This is a genomic window from Petrotoga mobilis SJ95 (assembly GCF_000018605.1).
Classification (GTDB): domain Bacteria; phylum Thermotogota; class Thermotogae; order Petrotogales; family Petrotogaceae; genus Petrotoga; species Petrotoga mobilis.
This window is the reverse complement of the sequence record NC_010003.1, coordinates 1,769,812-1,792,376: the sequence shown is the minus strand read 5'-3', so window position 1 is coordinate 1,792,376 and position 22,565 is coordinate 1,769,812. Positions and strand designations below refer to the sequence as shown.

The window sequence follows — 22,565 nt, the reverse complement described above, 5'->3', positions numbered from 1 at the left end:
TGGAAAAAGAGATTTTTATATCATTTTAATTATTATATCACAATTTTGCAGATTTCAAAGGCCTTTCGTGCAATAAATAAGCTTTCTCAAACTTATTAACCAATCAATTAGTCTATTTAGGCATTTTCTAAATATACAAATTATTTGCCCTGTATTTTTAATAATTAAATAACCAGAAAAAATATGGTATAATTTAAGGACAAAAAGATAAAGATTTTTTATTGTTCGGGCTGCTAAAGCTTGGTTTAGAATTCTTAAAGTTGCTATAACTACTACACTTAGGAGGGAATTTGATGAAGGGAATGATCGTAGAAACTTGGATGGAAACTTGGAAAAATACATATGGAGAAGATTATGTTAATCAGCTTTTAACCGAAATAGGAATTCCAAAAGATAAACACTTCTCTCCTTTCGAAGATTTGGAAGATTCAAAAGTTTTTAAACTTCTTGATTTAATGAGTAAAACAACTAATAAATCAAAAGAAGAGCTCATGAAAGAATTAGGGAAAAAAAACATTTATACGTTCAAAAAATATTACCCTAATTTTTTCAGAAAAAAGGGACTTCTGTCATTTTTATCAACCATGAATGACGTTCATAAATCGTTGACAAGGAGAATAAAAGGAGCCAAACCTCCCGCGATTGAATTTGAAATCATAGATAGCAACTCAGCCTACATTACCTATCGTTCTTTCAGAGATATGAGATACTATTTCTTAGGATTGTTGGAAGGTTCCGCCGAGGTTTTTGGTGAAAAAATTGAATATGAGATTATTGATCAAGGAAACACTGATCAGGGAAGTTTTCTAAAAATAAAATTAAAAAGCGAGAAACCATACGCAAAAATCAAGAAGGCAAGGTTTTTCACAGCTATGAGCTTATCATTAATGAAAATGTTTTTCACTTCTCTAACTTTTTATACAATAATCATTGTCTTTTTATTATCTTGGCTTTTTACTTGGATTTTAGGAAACCATTGGTATACATTTTTAATTACAGGTATCTTATCTGGAGCGTTTATTCTTTCGATGGGTAATTATTTCAAAAGGTTATTTTCTTCTTCTTCAGAAGGGTTGCAAAATTTAAATAACCTCGAATATGATAAACCCGTACTTTTAAAGGGAGAAAAAATGCTTGAAAAGCATTCTTTAGAAATTGATAATTTGAGAAGCAATTTTAATGGTATTTTTATTCAATTAACTGGAGATATAGAAGAAATAGAAACCTTTACTGAAAAAGTTGGCGAAAGAGCTGAAGAAATGAAGGAAATAAGTGACTCAATAGGAGAACTAGTTGAACAGGTGGCTATAAGTTCGGAACAGATCGCTCAAGATGCCGAATCAATATCAAATGTAGTTGAAGTAAATGTAAATACAATACAAAGTATCATATCTAGAGAAGATCAGATGGTAGACTCTTTGGAAAATGCTGTCAAAAGAATCAATGATTCCTCTTCAAAAGTAGAAGCATCCTCAAAAGAAATAGAAAATATGAGCGAAAGATTCAATAATTTAGTGAAAGAAAGTGATAAGTTAGAAGAGGATACTAAAGAAATTCTTAAGGTTGTTGACACGGTAAAGGGTATTGCTGATCAAACTAATTTGTTAGCCTTAAACGCGGCAATTGAAGCTTCAAGAGCAGGAGAAGCTGGCAGAGGATTTGCGGTGGTAGCTGATGAAATAAGAAAATTAGCAGAGGAAAGCAAAATAGCCGCTTCACAGATTGATAATATACTTAGTAGAATATCTTCAGGTATTCAGCTATTAACAGAAACTGTGGAAAAAGAGTTTAAGGCAATGAGAGAAGGAGCTAACAATCTAAGAATTAGCTCTCTAAATAATAAAGAATCTGCAACTAATATAAAAAATATCTCTAAAGAGATACACGAAATATTAAACGAATTAAGCAGTGAAGGGGTCAAACTAGAAGATTTAACTAAAAACACCCAAAACTTACTAGCTATATCCGAAGAAGGTTCGGCTACCGCTGAAGAAATATCTAGCTCCGTCAAAACGTTTGTAAATAATATAAAAGAAATCCTACAGAACATAAAAGAGGTGGATAGGTTTATTTCTTCACTTAAAGAAAGCTTATCCAATAAGAATTGATCTTTTATTTCAAAATTATGTTATTTTTTTAATCTTTTTTTAAAACTTTCATGTTATACTTTACTTTAGATTGCGCCTTTAAAACATTTAAGAATTTTGAAAGACGATAATAAGTTTAAATAAGGGGGTAGATAACTTTGGTAGAAAGAGAAATGACAAGACAGTTTTTAGAGGATGCATTTTGTGGTGAATCCAAGGCACATATGAAGTATTTGATTTTCTCTACTGAAGCGGAAGAAAAAGGGTTAAAAAACCTTGCAAGAATGTGGAAAGCTATTGCCCATGCTGAGTTTGTTCATGCAAGGAATCATTACAGAGCCTTGGGTTATATTGGATCAACTCAAGATAACCTCCAACAATGTATAGACGGAGAAACCTTTGAAATTGAAGAAATGTATCCAGTGTACAACAATGCAGCTAACTTTCAAGAAGAAAATGAAGCGGTAAGAACCACCTATTTTGCTTTGGAAGCAGAGAAAATACACGCAGAGTGGTACAAGAACGCAAAAAAGGTTGCAGACCAGGGTAAAGATGTTGAAGTTGGTAAAATCTTCATATGTGATGTCTGTGGTTATACTGTAGAAGGAGAAGCACCAGAAAAATGTCCTGTTTGCGGAGCTCCGAGAAGCAAATTTGTAGAATTCTAACTAGATTTTTTAAGAAAGGAGATGATTCTTTGTGTTAGGTGATGTTATCAAGATTAATGATTTCAAAAATGAAAAACATGTCCCTACAATCGATTGTCCAGACAAAGTGGAACCTAACGAAGAGTTTGAAGTAGATGTACAGATAGGTAAAGAGATTAAACATCCGAACACAGTAGAACACCATATTGAATGGATAGATCTTTTTATACAATATGATGATGATCCAAATACCGTACATGTTGGCAGATATATTTTTGGACCTGTGGTGGGGGAACCTCACGTAAAAGCAAAAATTAAGTTAACCAAATCAGGAACGTTGATCGCCCTCTCTCATTGCAATATTCATGGACTTTGGGAAAACACTAAAAAAGTTTCTGTAGGATGATTTTTGAAAATACTAAATAGGAGCTGATAAAAAATGAAAAAATACAGGTGTATGATTTGTGGATATATTTACGATCCAGAAGCAGGAGATCCTGATAACGATATAGAACCAGGAACCTCTTTTGAAGATTTGCCCGATGATTGGACTTGCCCAGTTTGTGGTGCAGCTAAAGAAGACTTTGAATTACTTGAAGAATAAAAAGCGGGATGTTAATCCCGCTTTTTTAATAATTCTCCTCCAGATTTTCTTATTTCTAAATTTTCACCATCTTTTGAGTCAACTATAACCGTATCTCCTTCTTTTATAGTATCTTCAATGATCATAGTTGCCAAAGGAGACTCTATTTTTCTTTCTATGACTCTTCTCAACGGTCTAGCCCCATAAACTGGATCAAATCCTTCTTTTGCTATAACGTCCTTCGCTGCTTCTGTTATTTGAATACTAATATGTTTCTCCTTCAATCTCTCTTCTAACCTTGAAATCATTATATCGACTATTCTCTTTATCTGGGAGATACCCAAGGGTTTGAAAACTATAATATCGTCGAGCCTGTTAATAAACTCAGGTCTAAATGCCAATTTTACTTGGCTCATAATTTCATTTTTTGTGTTTTCATAAGATTCTTCTTCTGTTTCTCCAACAAAACCAACACTTTTCTTGGTTTTATTTAGTAACTCTGAACCTAAGTTGGAAGTTAGTATTATGATGGTATTACTGAAATTGACGGTCCTACCTTGAGAATCTGTTAACCTACCATCGTCTAAGATCTGTAACAATATGTTGAATACATCGGGATGAGCTTTTTCAACTTCATCGAATAATACAACGGAATAGGGTCGCCTTCTGATCATTTCTGTTAGTTGTCCACCTTGTTCGAAACCTACGTAACCTGGTGCTGCACCTACTAACCTAGAAACGTTGAATTTTTCCATGTATTCACTCATATCTATTCTCACGAGTGCGTCTTCAGTACCAAATAATATCTCGGCTAATGTTTTTGCTAGTTCAGTCTTTCCTACTCCAGTTGGACCAAGGAACAAGAATGAACCAACTGGTTTCTTAGGATCTTTCAATCCCGCTCTGGCCTTTTTAATATGATCTGCAACAGTGTTAACCGCTTCATCTTGGTCAACGAGTCTTTTGTGTATTTCGTTTTCAAGGTTGGCAAGTTTTTTCTTTTCATCTTCAACCATTCGTGTAACAGGGATTCCAGTCCATTCTTGTACCAAAGAGGCTATTATGTCTTCATCTACAACATTGCTTATTTCGCTTTGTACTCGTTTAGCAGCTTTTTGTGCTTGTTCTAATTCCTTTTGAAGGTCAAAATACTCTGCCTTTTTTTTGGAGGCTTCTTCATATTTTTCCTCTAAAGTTAGTTTATTAATCTCTTCTTCTAATTTTGACAATTTCTTTTCCAATTCTCTAATTTTCTCTGGTTTGGCTGAGTTTCTCAACTTCACTCTGGCACAAGCTTCATCTATCAAATCTATGGCTTTATCGGGTAAGAATCTGTCGTTAATATATCTATGAGAAAGATTAACTGCTGCGATTAAAGCTTCATTCAATATTTCGACCTTATGATGTTTTTCGTAAGTTTCTTTTATACCCTTAAGTATTTCAATAGCCTGCTCAGGGGTAGGTTCTTGTACATACACCGGTTGAAACCTTCTCGCTAATGCTTTGTCCTTTTCAATGTATTTTTTATATTCTTCATAGGTTGTTGCTCCAATAACCTTTATTTCACCTCTAGCTAAAGCTGGCTTCAAAATATTTGCGGCATCCATTGCATTTCCTTCAGCCACTCCAGCCCCTATTATATTGTGAAGTTCATCGATAAAAAGAATAATTTCGTCGCTCTTTTCTTTTACAGTATCGATAACTGATTTAAGCCTTTCTTCAAATTCACCTCTAAATTTAGAACCTGCCAACAAGGCGGCCATGTCTAATTGTAAAATTTTCTTATTTTTCAAATAAGAAGGAGGATTTTCATCTACTATCAACTGCGCTAAACCTTCTACTACGGCTGTTTTCCCAACTCCAGCGTCGCCAACTAATACTGGATTATTTTTAGACTTTCTTGATAATATTTCAATCATTCTATTTATTTCTTTTTCTCTTCCTATCACAGGCGTAAGCTTTCCTTTCTTTGCCTCTTTGGTTAAATCAACAGTAAATTTTTTCAAAGGATCTCCCATACCTGATTCTATTTCTTCGTCTCCGTTTTCTAACATCTCTTGTAGCCGTTCTCTAATTAAAGCTTCCGTAGTATAAGCAGACAGAAGTTTGGAAGCGTAAGATGTACCTTCCTTTAAAATCCCTAACAATAAGGCTAGTAAAGGAATTTTTTTAAAACCCATCCTGTCGGATTCTGATTTAGCTATTTGTAAAGCATTTGCTAAACTAGTTGATAGATAAATACCTTGTGCACTACCATAGGACATTGAGTAATAAACTCCCATTTCTTCGGATAAAGCTTCTTCAAGTTTGCTTTTTATAGAATTAGTATTGGTACCTTGAAAAATTTTCCCCACATTTTCATCTTCAACATTTAAAATTGCTAACAACAAATGCTCAGGTTTGAGAATATTACCTCCTGAATAACCTAGAACATTTTGAGCTTCTTGAAATGCTTTTAAAGATTTTTCAGTAAAATCATTCGGATTGAATCTCATTAAGTCACCTCCATCCATAGATCCCTTTCAGGGAGTTTTTTTCTACGTAATAAAGTATTTTATCACTCGTTACTTTTATTTGCTAATTCTATTTTCATTATATCCTTTTCAATGTAAAATGTCAAGAAAAATTTTTAAATTTCTGTTTTAATTCATTTTCTTTTATAAAACCGCCCAATATATCCAACTTGTCATTAGAAAATTTCATTCAATTGGTGAATTTACAGTATTTTTTATCCCATTTTTAAGCAATTTAGTGTTATAATTAGAATGAAAAAGACAAAATATCGGAGTGTGGAGCATATGGTAAGCAAAATTTTAAATATTATATACAATGATAAACCTCAAAATGTATTAAAATCAACTTTTAAAGAAGTATCTTCCCAATTGAAAGAATCAATGGAGAAAGACAACATTATGTTTATTTATCAATCAAGCAGAGAGGTTTTTAAAGCTTTAGCTTCTACAATAGATAAGTTTGAAAATATTAAAATATACCTACGCGGAGACGAAGATCTAAAAAACAAAATTTTTTCAAATGAGATCGTACCTGTGAATCTAAAAGATGATATTTCACAAGTAAGTTCTACTGCAAACGATATAAGAGAGTTATTTTTGTATCCGATATTTTCCGAAGAAGGCTTAATTGGCGCCGTCGGATTATTTGACAATCAAATTGATAAAAATACTTTCGACCAACATTTTTTTTATTATTCCGTATTGATTAATTTGATTATAGAAAAATTGAGAATTAGGGATTTGCAAGACAAGGTAATTTTAATGGAAAAGCTCACCGACATTATAGAAGAAATTACCGAAAAAGATATAATAGTCAATAATGTATTAAAACTCCTAAAAGATTCTCTACATGCAGAAAGCATAGCATTCTGGAAACTTCAAGGTGATACTCTCGAAATCAAATACTTTTTAGGAATAGATGAAAGCACAATCATAACTAGAACTATCCCTATAGAAAATACCCTCGAAGGTAAAGCAATAAAAGAAAGATCGAGTTATATGCTAGTGGGACGAGAAAACTTTCAAAATTATTTTATTCCTTTTAATATAGATCTCAAATCTTCTATTTATTCTGTTATAGAACAAAATGATGAAGTTTATGGCGTTTTAAGTGTTTATAACAGAGAAGAAGAATACTCATTTAGAACTTACAAAAATTTTGATGATGCAGATTTCCACGTTTTTTCGGACACCGCCAAAAGATTAGCTTTTTCTATTCATAGAATAAATTTATACAACAAACTTCAAAATGAAGTCAGTAAATTGACTGAATTGAAAATGAATTATGAACAGCTTATTGAAAAACAAAAAGAACACTTAGATATGCTAAATGCATTGGATAAGATATCCCAAGCTGTGAGATCTGTTTACGATAAAAATTTGGCAATAAAAATAATGCTTTTAGGCTTAACTTCTGGGAGAGGTCTCAAGTTCAACAGAGCTCTTTATTTAGAAAAGGACAAGGTTCGGGGATTCCTTGTTCCAAAAATATGGGTTGGTCCTGATACAGAAGAAGACGCTACCGAAATCTGGAAAGACGCAAACATTAGGGCTTTAAAATACGGAAACGTCGTTCAGTACCTAAAAGAGGAGGCCATAAAAATACCCACCAATAATAAACTAATCCTCAGTTTACAAAATAAAGTTTTAGCATATAAAGGGCATCCTATTTTAGAACGAGTCGTTGAAAAAAAACAGGTTTTACATATCGTTCCTCAAATGTTGGAAATTAAATGGGAAGATTTAGAGGATATATACGATATAGTTAAAATTAATGAGTTTCTTATTTTCCCAGTCGCAGGAATGACTGAAACTAAAGGAGTAGTAATAGTTGATAACAAAATAAATAAAAAACCCATCACCAACATTGAAACTGAAATTGTAAAATTATTTAAAGATAATATGGGATTAGCTTTAGAAATGATAGAAAATTATCAAGAATTAAAAGAAAAAACATTGCGATTAGAAGAGCAAAAAGATTTGATGGATTACTATAGAAGATTCAAAGACAATATATTACAAAACCTGGCTGTTGCGGTGGTTGTTGTTGATAGAAATGGAAAGATAAACGAATGGAACAGAAAGGCAGAAAATTTTTTCTCCAGGCCAAGAGAGACCATGATCGGAACAGCTATCCAAGATATAACAGATACAATAGGGGAAGAAATAATTGAAAAAATTAAAGTTATTTATGAAACCAAAAATAATATCAAATTAAAGAATTATGAAGTAAAACTTTCCGATACCAAGAAAATTTTTGATATTCAGCTATCCCCTTTGAGAAACGAAGAATTAGGAGTGATAGAAGGCGTTATAATTGTTTTTGATGATGTAACCGAGCTATACAACCTTCAAAAAGAAATGGAAAAGCGTGAAAGACTTGCTGCCATGGGAGAAATGACTGCTAGAATAGCTCATGAAGTGAGAAATCCTATTACTATTATCGGCGGCTTTTTAAACAGGATAGCTAAAATGAACGAAATGGATGATATTCAAAAATACACCCAAATTATTAAAGAAGAGCTTTCAAGGCTCGAACATATAGTAAATGAGATACTAGAATATTCTAGAGGAGGTAAAATTAACCAGATTGAAGAAGTCAATTTAATAGAAATCATACGCGGAATAATATTGATGTACGAAGATTTTATACAACAAAAACACGTTATGGTGAACACTGATTGGTTAAAAGAAGAGATCTTAATAAAAGTAGATAAAGATAAAATAAAACAGGTATTGATGAATTTAATAAAAAACGCTTTAGAGAGTGTCAATAACAATGGAAAAATTGATATAAAAGTGGGGTTTACTGCTGAAAATAAAGTTTTTTTTGAAATAACCAACGATGGACCCTCTATTCCCCAGGAAATTAAAGAAAAATTATTCACCCCTTTTCTTACTACAAAAAGTAACGGTACAGGATTGGGTTTAGCTATTTGTAAAAAAATAATCGAAGAAGAACACAAAGGTAAAATTTATTTGGTAAAATCTGACGATACTGGAACTTCTTTCAGATTTGAAATTCCAACAGGTGAGAAATAATACTTTTTAGGAGGGGTTAAGTTGTCGAAAGTACTAATAGTAGATGATGAAGAGAACATAAGAACTTTAATAAAAGAAGAACTGGAAGAAGCTGGTTACGAGGTTACTGCGGCAAGCAATGCAAAAGATGCTTTGGAAACATTAGAAAATGATAAAGATATAGATATCATATGCACTGATATCGAAATGCCAGATGTAAATGGTTTAGAACTCGCAAGTGAAATTAGAAAAAGGTATCCAAACAAAAAAATAATATTTCTCACAGCTTACTCACATTATAAAAGTGAGATGGCATCATGGGCTGCAGATGCTTATGTTGTAAAATCAATGGATTTAACAGAAATAAAGGATACAATAGAAAATCTTTTAAAAATTCAATAATATTTTATCGGAGGTGCAGGTTTTGGATTACAAAGACACAATCAATCTTCCAAAGACATCATTCAAGATGAAGGCAAACCTAAAAGAAAAAGAGCCTCAAATTCTTCAAAAATGGGAAGATATAAATATTGCTTACTATCTTAGGAACATAAGAATTGGGGGAACAAAGTTTGTTTTACATGATGGCCCACCTTATGCGAATGGAGACATTCATATGGGGACGGCTCTCAATAAGGTTTTAAAAGACATCGTTTTAAAATATAAAACATTGAGAGGTTATGATGCGCCTTATGTTCCTGGATGGGATACACATGGTCTTCCAATTGAGCATAACGTTACTACCAAGCTTGGAGAAAAGGCTAATGCCTTGAGTAAATTAGAAATAAGAAAACTATGTGAAGATTACGCTATGAAATACGTAGACATTCAAAGAGAAAGCTTTAAAAGGTTGGGGGTAATTGGTTTTTGGGATAAACCATATTTAACTTTGAAACCAGAATATGAAGCCAAAGTTTTAGAAATTCTTCGTTCTATAGTTGAATCCGGCAATATTTATAGAGGAACAAAACCTATATATTGGTGTACAGAATGTCAAACAGCTTTAGCAGAAGCTGAAGTTGAATACCATGATCATACATCAGATTCAATTTATGTAAAGTTCCCTCTAGTTGGAGAAAACAATACATACGTGATCATATGGACAACAACACCTTGGACTTTACCAGCGAACGTAGCTATTGCTGTTCATCCTAATTTTGATTATGCCAAAGTGGAAATTGGTAACGAATATTGGATAATGGCTAAAGAATTAGTTGATAAAACTTTGAAAGAGGCCGGAATAGATGATTATAAAATAATCGATACATTTAAAGGATTAACGTTAGAAGGGGAAAAAGCTAGACATCCTTTTGTCGACAGAGAAAGCCTTTTAGTACTTGCAGATTACGTTACTTTGGACGAAGGTACCGGATGTGTTCACACTGCCCCAGGACACGGTATGGAAGATTATATAACAGGTACAAAGTACAACCTTCAGGTAATATCTCCGGTAGATAGTCAAGGATATTTCACCGACGAAGCTGGAAAGTATAAAGGAATGAAAATTTGGGAAGCAAACAAAGAAATCATAAAAGATTTAAAAGAAAACGGATTTCTCGTTCAATCAGGAAAGATAACCCACTCCTATCCACATTGTTGGCGTTGTAAAAATCCTGTTATCTTTAGAGCCACTCCTCAATGGTTTATAGATCTTGAAAAAAACAACTACCGTGAAAAGGTGTTGGAAGAAATAAAAAAAGTAAATTGGATACCCAAGTGGGGAGAAAATAGAATATCCTCTATGGTGAGAGAGAGACCTGACTGGGTAATTTCAAGACAGCGTGCCTGGGGAATCCCAATACCAGCTATTAAATGTGAGAATTGTGGAGAAACAATTTTGGATACCAAAATTATAGACCACGTTATAGAAATTATAGAAAAAGAAGGGAGTAATGCTTGGTTTGAAAAAGAAGCGAAAGAACTTCTACCAAATGATTACAGGTGCCCTAAATGTGGTGGTTCAGAGTTCAAAAAGGAAGAAGATATTTTAGACGTTTGGATCGATTCTGGATCATCTTTCGAAGCAGTTGCAAATTCCCGTGAAGAATTAAAAAAATTCCCTGTAGATTTATATCTTGAAGGAAGCGATCAACATCGAGGGTGGTTCCAAAGTTCTATATTCTTATCTGTTGCAAAACACGGAATTGCCCCTTATGAATCCGTTTTGACTCATGGCTTTATAAAAGACGAAGAAGGAAAGAAGATGTCTAAATCCTTGGGAAATGTAGTCAACCCAAAAGACATTATCAACAAATATGGAGCAGACATATTAAGGTTATGGGTTGCATCAGCAGATTACAGAATGGATATTAAAATATCTTACAATATTTTGGAACAACAGGTTGAAACCTACCGCAAACTTAGAAATACTATAAGATTTTTGCTGGGCAATATAAATGATTTTGACCCTGATGAAGATTCTGTGGCTTATGAAGAAATGTTAGAAATAGACCAATGGGCATTGATGAAGTTACATAATTTGATAAAAAATGTCACCAAAGCTTATGACAACTACGAATTTTACAAAGTACACTATCTTATAAACAATTTTTGTACAATAGATATGAGTTCTACTTACTTGGATATAATAAAAGATAGAATATACGTAGAAGGAAAAAAATCTAAACTCAGGAGATCCGCTCAAACAGTTTTATATGAAACCGCTATAGCTTTAAATAAGATGATTTCACCCATATTGCCTTTTACTGCGGAAGAAGTTTACGAGCATCTCAATTACTCAAACAAATATGAAACCATATTCGCTGAACTATGGCCTGAATATAAAGAGAATTACCTTAGCGAAGAATTAGAAGAAAAGTGGAATAAAATTTTTGCTTTGAGAGAGGATGTTTTAAAAGCCCTTGAAGAGAAAAGAAAAGAAAAATTTTTAGGAAACTCTCTGGATGCTAAAATTATCCTCAACCTAAAAGATGATACATTAAAGCAAATTCTATCTCAATACGATAACAACTGGATTGCTGATCTATTTATAGTATCTCAATTTGAATTTGGTAATGTAGATGAAGGATTTGAAGGTCGATACGCAACAATTAAAGTTACCAAAGCAGAAGGGGAAAAATGCGAAAGATGTTGGAAAGTAGATCCTAATACGGACAATGACCCTGACTTTCCGGGCGTTTGTCCAAGATGTGCAAGAGTATTAAAAGAGGAAATAAATGCGTAAACTCTAGGATGGGCTGTATAGCAAAAGAACACAAAAAACAGTTTTATTAATTCTAAAGGTATGTGAGGGGGTACATAATGAAGCTTTTTTTTGGAAAAAAGGAAGAGAAAGTAATAAAACTTTTTTCTAAACATTTAGAAAAAGTAGAAGAAGGGGTAAACTTACTCACAGAATTAGTAGAATTGTATGTAACAAACGATATGGAAAAATCTGTTGATTTATCAAAACAAATATCTAATATAGAAAGCGAAGCTGATTCTTTAAGAAGAAAAACGGAAAGCGAAATGTATCAAGGAGCTTTTTTGCCAAATTTTAGAGGAGAACTTTTAGAATTAATAGAAGCGGTTGATAAGGTTATGAATAAAACACAAACGGTTTCAGAAATCTTAATTTTTCAAAAACCAAAAATACCCGAGAATTTTAAACCAGATTTTTTAGAACAAAGTCGATTGGTAAAGAAAACTTATAAATCCTTGAAAAAGTCTATAGAAAACGTATTCGAAAATATAGAAAAAAGTAGTGAGTATATTCAAAAAGTTGAATTACAGGAACATGAAGAAGATATCTTAGAGAAGGATTTAATACGAAGATTGTTTGAAATAGATAGCCTTGAATTATCGGAAAAATTGCAGTTGAAAGATCTTTTTCTACAGATAGGAGATATAGCAGACAGGGCCGAAGATGCTTCTGATAAATTAGAAATTATAGTCTTAAAAAGGAACATTAAATAAAAATATCGCTGGTCGAAAAAACCAGCGATATTTTTTTATAGCAAGTTCATTATAGCAAAGGATAAACCTGCAGAAATTACCACTGAGATAATGATATCTAAGAAGTTTACTCCTCCACCGGCACCTTCAGCTATTTGTTTTACATCAGTGACCTCTTGAGAGAGCTGATCAACACTACTTTGAACGGCTTGTAAGTTTTGGGACAATTCAGAAACAGATTGGGTATTATTACTTAATTGAACACTTAATTCGTCAGTAGTGTTTTTTAACGAAGTAAACTCAGTTTTATCAACTTTAGAATCTATCTTCGAATTCAAGTTAGCCGTTAAAGCATTCAATCTGTCCAAATCTTGGTTTACACTAGAAAAAGAGTTTTGAATACTAGCTACTGAATTTTTTAACGACTGTATTTCTTGATTGGAATTAGATACTGTTTGAGAAAGATTCTGATAATTACTATTCAGACTTCCAACGGTGTTTTCCAGATTGGTAACTCTGGTATTTAAGTTTCTGATGTCAGTTTCGCTTACCGCGGGCACTGATATGGCGTTGACCTTTCTCTCTAATTCGTCTATCTTCGTGGTGGCATAACCAAGCAACTCATAAGAATTCTGAAGTTCCTTGACAGAACTATCCAACCTCGAAACGGAACCCTGAAGAGTAGAAAGATCACTTGTAAGAGAGTTTAATTTTGTTTGAAGTTGCTGTAATTCCGCTGAAGAAACTCCTTGCGGAACAGATAAACTACTTACAGTCCTTTCCAAATTCGCCAAATTTTGGGCTAAAGGCTCAATCATACTTTGTTCTACGTAATCAATCGTTCTGGACAAAGCAACAGTCAGTTGATACCTGTTCATGTTTTCTAATCCTTTAAAAGTACCATCGGGGTATCCTTCAATAATGCCAATACCAGAAAGCCTTTCAACTGCATCATATGCCCAATGATTGATGGGAACATCCTTAAAAGACTGTGAAAATACTCCTAAAGCCAAAAACAAAAATAAAAACAAAATACCTGCCTTTTTCACTACACACACCTCCTGAATTTTAGTATTTTAAGTTTTTTTACTGCTATCGATTTTATTTTATCACAAAAAGTGGTGAACTACTCAACTCTAACGAGGAGAAAGGCTTCTACCTCTTGAGGAGAGCTTCCTAATTCATCGACCGTTGCGAAACATCCTAGAATGAATCTAAGGGTGCTCGACTTACACAGTCTCCAAAGGCTTAACATCCCCCAGTTCCTGGGGTAGAGTCTGTTTATACAGTGACTAGCTGTTTCCTTATCTGCCGTAGGGCTATATAACGAATGCCTGTTTTAACCCAAACTGCCTAATGTTAACAGCAGCATTTATATCTCTATCATGTTTAGTTCCACATTCAGGACATACCCATTCTCTATCAGAAAGTTTTAAACCTTCATTCTTATACCCACATACACTACAAGTCTTAGACGAAGGTTCAAACATTCCTATTTCGATTACCTTTTTACCTAATCTCTCTGCTTTGTATTTTAGGAACGTTTTGAATTGATACCATCCTGAATCTGAGATACTTTTAGCTAAGTGGTGATTCTTTAACATGCCTCTTATATTGAGAGTTTCTACAACAAAGAGATCAGCTTGGTTCTCACTGATTTCTTTTGTTAGTTTATGCAGAAAATCCTCTCGTGTATTTTTTATTTTCTCATGTATTCTAGCAACTTCTAATTTTGCTTTGTCCCAATTCTTTGACCCTTTTTCTTTACTTGAAAACTTTTTATATGCATGTTTTAGTTTCCTTTCGTACTTAGACAATACTTTAAGAGCTGGATACTTCGTTCCATCGGATAATACAACAAAATCTTTAAGTCCCATATCCATACCGATTGCGTTTTCGTAGTCTATATCTCTTTCAAGGTAAGAACCTTCGACTTCAAAGGTTATAGACACAAAGTACTTACCTGTTGAAGTTTTAATGAAAGTACAATTTTTTATCTTTGCATTTGGATCTATTTTTCTATGTACTCTTACTTTTATACCTTCTTTAAACTTTGGTACAAATAGAATACCGTATTTATCGTTATTTTCATTTTCATACAGTTGTATATGTTGAGGAACTCTAAAAGATTGTCTACTTGATTTTTTCTTAAATTTGGGGTATTTACTTTGTTTCTTGAAGAAACGTTTGAATCCAGTTTCTAAGTTCTTTATGGACTGTTGTAAAGATTGAGAATTGGCATCGTTTAGCCATTGATATTTCTCGGTTTTTTTAAGAGTTGCTAATACTTTACACCACATATAGTAATTAGTTAACGTTTTAGTATTCTTATATGCATTGTTAGCAAATTCTAAGAAAAGGTTGTATACAAACCTAGCATGTCCAAAGTGTTCGTTAAGTTTATGTATTTGTTCGTTAGTTGGGTACAACCTAAACCTGTATGTTATTAGCATTTTAATTCTCCTGATATAATGTGTATTTAGTCCTTTTAGAAACTTTAAAACACGCATTGTAACTAACTTTTAATACCTTAAATATTATACATTTACCTCAAGAGTAACCCTTGTTACAGTTTTTACCTATTTTTTGAAGTAAAGATCTTTTATTCGCCAAAGTCCGAATGCGTATAACTTTTTCACCATATACGATCTTATCAAAGAAAATGTCCATGGGGCATATACCTATTGCGGGGCAAAGTATAAAAGTATATATTATGTTATTTGATCAGTACCCTTTTATTTCAAACCTTCTTTCTTTATCTCTGAAATTACCTGCTCTATAATGTCAAGAAACTGATTGACTTCGTCTACTGAATAGGCCTTATCGATCACCCATTTTAGATTTGATTTTGCATCTTGAAAGTAACCGAGGTTTTCAAGACTTTTTTTGTAAGATGTAATAATATTTTCCGGATGGTTAACCTTTTTTGTAATATCTCCAAATACCGTATAAATACTCTGATTGAATGCAGAACTGGGGGGGAACCCGTAAAATAGACCAACAGAACCACTCGTCAATTCAACATTTAAAGAAAAACCCTTGGACCCCCATCTGATCATTAAGCCTTTTTGTTCTGCGAATTCAAATATCTTCTGAAAGACTTCCGTTCCGTTATTATCCAATAAATTTAAGAATTTTTGCTTATTAACCTTTGGAAGTGAGGAGGAATAAATTTTTTGACGTATAAATTCTTCTTGACCAACAACAATATCGCTTGAGATTATCCTTTCTCCAAACTCGGTCTCGAAATACTTAAACTCCATACAATAAATATCAATACCTTTTTTTCTTAAAAATAAGGCGGTTTGCCGAATTTCTTTTGAAATTTCCTGAGCAACTATTACTAATTTTGTTGATTTATTAAATGAAACTTTTTCATCTGTTTCGTTTTGGAAATACGCTCGGTGATAATCTTCTAAACTAATTTCTTCACCAGAATAGTCTCGATAAATTTCATTTAACTGTGAATAATCTAAGTTCTCAATAAAGGAAGCGTATTCTAATAGCTGAGCAATTGTCTCCCGCGGTGTTTTGTCCCTTTTTAACTCAATCACCACGGTATTCCCATTTTTATCAATACCTAACAAATCTATAATACTATTTAAATTGGTAATAACCTGACGACCAATTATAAGAACATTGCTTTCTTCAAAAAAGTATTCAGGACTATTTTCAAGCAAAACTTCTAAATCTTTTTCTAAATTGGAATCTTTGTAAAGTTGTTCTTTATATAGAATTAAGTTTCCATTTTTATCAATGGTAAACATTTTCATGTTCTATCATCTCCTTTGTTTCTTGATTTCTAATACAATCTAATTTACATCATAGAATTGATTTTGGTAATTTCAGTTAATACAAAAACATCGCTCTATTTTACAACAGTGCCTTTGTCCTTCCGGCAGCTATCTATGATGAAGGATAGCCGTGTCCAAGTAAACCTTGTAAAATCAAAAACTTATTTTTAAAGTGGAAAACAAGAATTTTAAGTATTTTTGCTGATATCGATTTTATTTTACCACAAAAGATGGTGAACTACTCAACTCTAATGAGGAGAGCTTCCTAATTCAACGACCGTTGCGAAACACCGATGGTTTCACCTGCTTCTGTCAATAACAAGAATTATTCTTTCGTCCTTATGGAAAAGGTTGTTAAGTATTTGGATCTTAGTGGATTTAACTTCTTAGCTTGTTTCTTTAAGAAGGTTTAAATCTTTTTCAATACTTCCCAAATGAACGGTTATTCATTAACTGTACTTCTTTCATCTCTATTTTTCCCAAAAAATGCCTCGATTATAATTACTTTTCAATTTTTTTAAGAATTATCTCGATTTTCAAAGAGCATTTTGGATAATTATCTAATATTTTATTTCTTTTTCTTCTTGCCTTGTTTTCCTTGAACCCGTTTCGGGGTGTCCCCTTTCATTAATCATCGCTTTTATCTACTTCTGAAGTGGGTATAATGTGTATAATATAATTATACCATACACAACGAATTAATCTAATTTCCTCATTTGATTATATTAGATGTCCTTGAAAAAGATTGGTTAGATCATAATTCGAATCTTTGAGGGGGTGACCCCCCTCAAACTCCCCAACAAACAAGAAACTTCTCTAAATCTTAAAATTCTGAATCACACAATTCTGTGATTGGGGGTAACCCCCCTCAAACTCCCCAACAAACAAGAAACTTCTCTAAATCTTAAAATTCTGAATCACACAATTCTGTGATTGGGGGTAACCCCCCTCAAACTCCCTGAAAACAAAAATCTCTTCTTATAAAAGATCTTCGCTTGCACAATACTGCAAACAAATGATATCATATCTTTATTAATCTCGTGTTTGAAAACACGAGTCTTTTTAAAATTTTTATGGTAAAATAAGATGAAAAAATATTGGAGGTGTTATTTTTGTTCCAAAAAAGAACTCACACTTGTGGAGAATTAAACGAAAACGATATAGATAAGATCGTTATTTTAAACGGCTGGATAGATAGGATTCGTGATTTAGGAGGAATTATCTTTGTTTTGATAAGAGATAGATACGGTAAAACTCAGGCGGTTTTTGATTCAAGCGATAACTATACGCTTTATCAAAAAGCCTTAAAATTAAAAAACGAATACGTTGTTTCTATCCAAGGGAAAGTTAGGGTGCGTCCTGAAAAAGACAAAAACCCAAATATGGTTACTGGAAATATTGAAATACTCGCTACAAATTTAGAAATCCTTTCTGAATCTGAAACACCACCCATATACGTCAACATAGAAGAAGATATTTCGGAAAACTTAAGGTTAAAATATAGATATTTAGACTTGAGAAAAGAACGAATGCAAAGGAATCTAATACTGAGACACAAGGTTATGAAAATCACAAGAGATACGCTAAGCGCTGAAGGCTTCCTGGAAATTGAGACCCCTTACTTAACAAAATCAACACCAGAAGGGGCACGCGATTTTTTGGTTCCTTCTAGATTGAAACCTGGCAATTTTTACGCCTTACCTCAATCTCCTCAACTTTTCAAACAACTGCTCATGGTATCAGGTTTTGATAAATATTTTCAAATAGCTCGTTGTTTCAGAGATGAGGATTTTAGGGCTGATAGGCAACCCGAATTCACACAAATTGACATAGAACAGTCCTTTGTTGAAAAAGAAGATATATTTGCATTAACAGAAAAATTAATCAAAGAAATATTCGAAAAGTCTCTAAATTACAATGGATTAGAGATTCCATTTCAAAAATATACCTATGATGAAGTGATACAAAAATATGGTTCAGATAAACCTGATATACGGTATGGTATGGAATTTATCGACCTAACAGCATATTTTCAAAACACTGAGGCTAATTTCATAAAAAACGGGATAGATAAAGGTCTTATATTAAAAGGTTTTATTGTCCCTGATAGATCCAACAATTTTTCCAGAAAAAAATTTGATGACCTGACAGAGTTCGCTAAAGAACAAGGAAGCTCTGGCTTGATATGGATCGCTTGTGACAAAGAAATGAGATCAAATATAAAAAAAGCCGCAGCCAAAGAGATTAATATCTTAGTAGAACGTGGTATAATGAAAGAAGGTGACGTTTTATTCGCTATTTTAGAAGAAACAGATAAAATAGACCAGATTTTAGGCCAATTGAGAATAAAAATGATTAAAGAAGAGTTCGAAAAAAAATCCGGGTTCAGTATAATCTGGGTCACAGATTTTCCAATGTTTTCTTGGAATGAGGAAGAACAAAGAATTGTAGCCGAACATCACCCCTTTACTATGCCCAACTTAGATGATTTAGCTAAATATGAGAATAAAGACCCTTTAAAGATTAAATCTCAATCTTATGATCTTGTAATAAATGGTTATGAGATCGCAAGTGGTAGCATAAGAATACACAAACAAGATGTACAAGAAAAGGTGTTCGATATTTTAGGCTTGAGCAAAGAAGAGGCACAAGAGAAATTTGGTTTCTTGTTAGAGGCTTTCAAATATGGTGCTCCTCCTCACGGAGGTATAGCAATTGGAATGGATAGATTGGTGAGCATACTAGTAGGAGAAGAATCAATAAAAGAGGTTATCGCATTCCCAAAAACAGCTTCTGGGACCGATCCCATGACCAATGCTCCATCAGAAGTCAGCGAAAAACAATTGGAAGAATTACACCTCGCTTTGAAAAAAATAAACGAGAGTGAGAAGCAAAATGACTCAAAAAGCTAAAAAAATAAAAATTGCTATAGATGGTCCGGCAGGTTCGGGAAAATCTACAATCGCACAAAACTTAGCTAATTTGCTAAATATAAATTATCTAAATAGTGGTGCTTTGTACAGAATCATAGGCTACTACTTAAATGAAAGAAAAATAGATCCGAAAGATTCCAAAATTATAGAAAATATTTTAGAAAAACTTAACATTGAAATAAAAAACAACCGTTATTTTTTAGACGGAAAAGATGTTACCATCACCATTAAAGACTCAAAAATTGGTGATTTAGCTTCCCTTTATTCCAAGAATAATATTGTCAGAGAAAAAGTTAATCAAATAATAAAAAAGATTGCCGAAAAGGACAATATAGTGGTTGATGGAAGAGATATAGGATCTGTAGTTCTCCCCGATAGCGATATTAAAATATATCTAACCGCCTCTTTGGAAGAAAGAGCTAAAAGAAGGTGGAATGAGGAAAAGGAACAAAAAGCAAATATCTCTTTCACTGAGATACTAGAAGAAATAAAAAATCGGGATTACAATGATTCAAACCGTTCTATAGCTCCATTAAAACCAGCTCAAGATGCGATAATTATAGATACTACTAATCTATCCATAGAGGAAGTACTGCAAAAAATATTAAAAATTGTCAAAGAGAGTGGTATTTATGGAGATTAATGTAGCGAAGAGAACCGGTTTTTGCTCAGGCGTTCAAAAAACGTACAATGAAGTTAAAAATTCCCTAGTTGACAAAAATAAGATTTATATTTACGGAGAGTTGGTACACAATAGAAAGGTAATAGAAGAATTAAATAGCGCAGGTGCGATAACTATAACAGGAATGGATGACATACCAGACGATTCTATAGATGAAACATTAATCATAAGGGCACACGGTATTTCAAAGGCTGAAAAGGATCTATTGAAAAAACGATTCTCTAAAGTTATTGACATGACTTGCCCAATAGTTACAAATTTAGTAAAATACGTAGAGAAGAAACAAAAAGATGGATTCTTTGTAGTCGTGTATGGGAAACCCGACCATCCTGAGATACTTGGGCTAAAAGGGAATGTAGATGAGAGTAAATTGCTAATAACACTTTCTCCAGTGACAATACCTCAAAAAAAAGTATTGATAGTATCTCAAACAACCATGGGCGAAGAAGAGTACAAAAATTTTATAACCAGTATTTTAACTATTAATTCTTTTACGGAGGTGTTGATAAGAGATACTATATGTTCTGAAACTATCCTAAGGGAAAAAGAGACACTAGAACTTTCTCAAAAAAGCACATTGATGCTAGTTCTAGGCGGAAAAAACAGTTCAAATACTCAAAAACTATACCGTATTTCAAAAAAATATTGTAAAAGGACATACCATATTGAATCTGGTGAAGAACTTAAAGAAATAACTATCTCTCCACAAGACAAAATAGGAATAGTTACTGGTTCATCCACACCAACATCAGAATTAAATAAAGTGTTGGAGTATCTAAGCCAAGAGAAGGAGGATTTTTCATGATGGAGGAAAAAACATTTGAAAAACTTTTGAACGAACAAGAGATAAACGAGGTAAAAAAAGGAAAAATAATAGAAGGAAAGGTATTTGAAATAAATAGCGATGGTATATGGGTTGCTTTAGAAGGTGCCACAGGAGATGTGTTTGTAAGTCAAGTAGAACTCATAAAACCTCTCCAAGAATATCAAGTAGATCAAAAGATACTAGTAGAAATAACAAAAACAAATGATGCAGAAGGTTTAAACTTTGCCTCCGAAAAAAGGGCCGTTTGGAATGAAACTATGAATAAAATAAACGAAGGAGAAAATTATCCTATTATTTTTAAAAACAGGCTCAAGAAAGGCTACAGCGTATTGATTGAAGGACTTATCGGTGCTTTTCTTCCTGGTTCGTTATCTTTATTAAGCCCTAAAGATGATTTACCTCAAGGAGAAAAAATGGCTAAAGTGATTTCTAAAAATGGAAAAAACATAGTCGTATCGATAAAAGATTACGCAGAAGAAAAAATTAGTCAAACTTTCAATGAATACGAGGAAGGAATGGTAATTGACGGTGTGGTAGAGGATATAAAAAACTTTGGTGCCTTTGTAAGATTGAATGATCATTTGAATGGTCTCATACCAGCAAGTGAGGTTAGCTGGGACGAAAAGATCTCTATAAAAGATTATCTAAAGGTGGGTCAAAAAGTTAAAGCGCTGATAATAAAATTGGACAGAGAGAAAAAAAGAATTTCACTATCTCTTAAACGCTTGAAAGAAAATCCCTGGAAAACAGTGGATGAAAAATATCCTATAGGAAGTATTGTTCAAGGTACTGTAACTAAGATATTACCTTTTGGTTTTACTGTCAAGATAGACGAAGGTTTAGAAGGTTTGGTCCATGAAACAGAAATATTCTGGGGCAGGAAAGGTAGGATAAGTGACTTAGTAAATGTTGGGGACGATGTTCAAGTCAAAATATTGAATATAGACAAAGAGAATAAAAAGATTAATCTAAGCTACAAACAAGTTTCAGGAGATCCATGGGAAAACATAGAAGAAAAATACTATGAAGGAAACATTGTTACAGGAACCGTCGAAAAGGTTCTCGATAATGGGGCGATTATAAAAATAGATGAAGGAATCACTGGATTTTTACATGTTTCAGAACTTTCATGGGATTTTGTCGACGATATTTCAACAGTGCTTAATGAAAAACAAAAGATTAAAGTAAAAATAATAAAAATAGACAAGGATAACAAAAGGATGAGACTATCAGTTAGAGAAACAAAAGAAAATCCTTGGAAAAAGGCTTCAAAAGAGATAAAACCAGGTGATACTGTTAAAGGAAAAATAATTCGTTTTTTAGATAAAGGAGCAATAGTCCTCATTGATGGTTACGAAGTAGAGGCTTATCTACCCGCAAGCAAGGCTTCCACAAATTCAAAAAGTCTCGAGGAAACATATAGTATCGGTGATCAAATAGAAGCAAAAGTTTTAGAGATTGGACTTGAAAATGAATTTAAAAGAGGGAACATGATTATAAGTGTAACACATCTAGAAGAAGAAAGAGAAAAAGAAGAGGCGCTACAAGTAATTAATGAAATGAATGAAGAGTAAAATGCTTCAGT

Annotated in this window: 16 protein-coding genes; 12 read left to right on the top strand and 4 right to left on the bottom strand. The window is 33.0% G+C overall.

Translation table 11 applies throughout. From position 1 onward, the window contains the following. The first annotated feature begins 293 nt into the window (after positions 1-293). From PMOB_RS08385 to rd, 4 genes are all read left to right on the top strand, one after another. The gene (locus PMOB_RS08385) at positions 294-2,108 is read left to right on the top strand and encodes a heme NO-binding domain-containing protein (protein WP_012209424.1); all 1,815 of its coding nucleotides are present in this window, start codon (positions 294-296) and stop codon (positions 2,106-2,108) included. A 137-nt stretch (positions 2,109-2,245) separates the two neighbouring features. Next, positions 2,246-2,755, top strand: coding sequence for a rubrerythrin family protein (locus PMOB_RS11055; protein WP_012209423.1), 510 nt, complete (start codon positions 2,246-2,248; stop codon positions 2,753-2,755). Between the two features lie 31 nt (positions 2,756-2,786). Beyond that, the gene (locus PMOB_RS08375) at positions 2,787-3,140 is read left to right on the top strand and encodes a class II SORL domain-containing protein (protein ID WP_012209422.1); all 354 of its coding nucleotides are present in this window, start codon (positions 2,787-2,789) and stop codon (positions 3,138-3,140) included. Between the two features lie 33 nt (positions 3,141-3,173). Continuing rightward, positions 3,174-3,338: a rubredoxin gene (gene rd / locus PMOB_RS08370; RefSeq protein WP_012209421.1), complete on the top strand. Its 165-nt coding sequence runs from the start codon at positions 3,174-3,176 to the stop codon at positions 3,336-3,338. 11 nt (positions 3,339-3,349) lie between these two features. On the opposite strand, the gene PMOB_RS08365 is transcribed toward rd, so the two are convergent. After that, positions 3,350-5,812, bottom strand: coding sequence for an ATP-dependent Clp protease ATP-binding subunit (locus tag PMOB_RS08365; protein WP_041534137.1), 2,463 nt, complete (start codon positions 5,810-5,812; stop codon positions 3,350-3,352). A 303-nt stretch (positions 5,813-6,115) separates the two neighbouring features. Between PMOB_RS08365 and PMOB_RS10320 the strand changes: the two genes are divergently transcribed. The 4 genes from PMOB_RS10320 to PMOB_RS08345 all read left to right on the top strand — a co-directional run bounded on the left by PMOB_RS10320 (position 6,116) and on the right by PMOB_RS08345 (position 12,766). Then, entirely contained in the window at positions 6,116-8,872 is a 2,757-nt protein-coding gene (locus PMOB_RS10320) for an ATP-binding protein (RefSeq protein WP_049755307.1), read from the top strand. Between the two features lie 21 nt (positions 8,873-8,893). Next, complete coding sequence (locus PMOB_RS08355; protein WP_012209418.1) at positions 8,894-9,253, top strand: response regulator; 360 nt, start codon at positions 8,894-8,896, stop codon at positions 9,251-9,253. A 22-nt stretch (positions 9,254-9,275) separates the two neighbouring features. After that, positions 9,276-12,035: an isoleucine--tRNA ligase gene (gene ileS / locus PMOB_RS08350; protein WP_012209417.1), complete on the top strand. Its 2,760-nt coding sequence runs from the start codon at positions 9,276-9,278 to the stop codon at positions 12,033-12,035. Between the two features lie 77 nt (positions 12,036-12,112). Continuing rightward, positions 12,113-12,766: a TIGR00153 family protein gene (locus PMOB_RS08345; protein WP_012209416.1), complete on the top strand. Its 654-nt coding sequence runs from the start codon at positions 12,113-12,115 to the stop codon at positions 12,764-12,766. A 35-nt stretch (positions 12,767-12,801) separates the two neighbouring features. Here PMOB_RS08345 and PMOB_RS08340 read toward each other — a convergent pair whose 3' ends face one another. From PMOB_RS08340 to PMOB_RS08330, 3 genes are all read right to left on the bottom strand, one after another. Next, a complete protein-coding gene (locus PMOB_RS08340) occupies positions 12,802-13,794 on the bottom strand; it encodes an S-layer homology domain-containing protein (protein ID WP_012209415.1) in 993 nt (330 codons plus the stop codon). A gap of 270 nt (positions 13,795-14,064) precedes the next feature. Further along, complete coding sequence (locus tag PMOB_RS08335; protein ID WP_012209414.1) at positions 14,065-15,198, bottom strand: RNA-guided endonuclease InsQ/TnpB family protein; 1,134 nt, start codon at positions 15,196-15,198, stop codon at positions 14,065-14,067. A gap of 282 nt (positions 15,199-15,480) precedes the next feature. Continuing rightward, positions 15,481-16,518 (bottom strand): endonuclease NucS domain-containing protein, encoded by a 1,038-nt coding sequence (locus tag PMOB_RS08330; RefSeq protein WP_012209413.1) that lies wholly within the window; start codon positions 16,516-16,518, stop codon positions 15,481-15,483. A gap of 1,133 nt (positions 16,519-17,651) precedes the next feature. Between PMOB_RS08330 and aspS the strand changes: the two genes are divergently transcribed. From aspS to PMOB_RS08310, 4 genes are read left to right on the top strand one after another with little or no spacing between them, the layout of a single operon-like run. Beyond that, positions 17,652-19,451 carry an aspartate--tRNA ligase gene (gene aspS, locus PMOB_RS08325; RefSeq protein WP_012209412.1) on the top strand — a complete coding sequence of 600 codons (1,800 nt, stop codon included), beginning with the start codon at positions 17,652-17,654 and terminating at the stop codon, positions 19,449-19,451. Then, the gene (gene cmk / locus PMOB_RS08320; RefSeq protein WP_012209411.1) at positions 19,435-20,115 is read left to right on the top strand and encodes a (d)CMP kinase; all 681 of its coding nucleotides are present in this window, start codon (positions 19,435-19,437) and stop codon (positions 20,113-20,115) included. Before aspS ends, cmk begins: the two co-directional genes overlap by 17 nt. Then, complete coding sequence (gene ispH, locus PMOB_RS08315; protein WP_012209410.1) at positions 20,105-20,959, top strand: 4-hydroxy-3-methylbut-2-enyl diphosphate reductase; 855 nt, start codon at positions 20,105-20,107, stop codon at positions 20,957-20,959. The genes cmk and ispH overlap by 11 nt, the downstream gene beginning before the upstream one ends. Then, on the top strand, positions 20,956-22,554 hold the full coding sequence (locus PMOB_RS08310) for a S1 RNA-binding domain-containing protein (protein WP_012209409.1): 1,599 nt from the start codon (positions 20,956-20,958) through the stop codon (positions 22,552-22,554). The genes ispH and PMOB_RS08310 overlap by 4 nt, the downstream gene beginning before the upstream one ends. Positions 22,555-22,565: the final 11 nt, after the last annotated feature.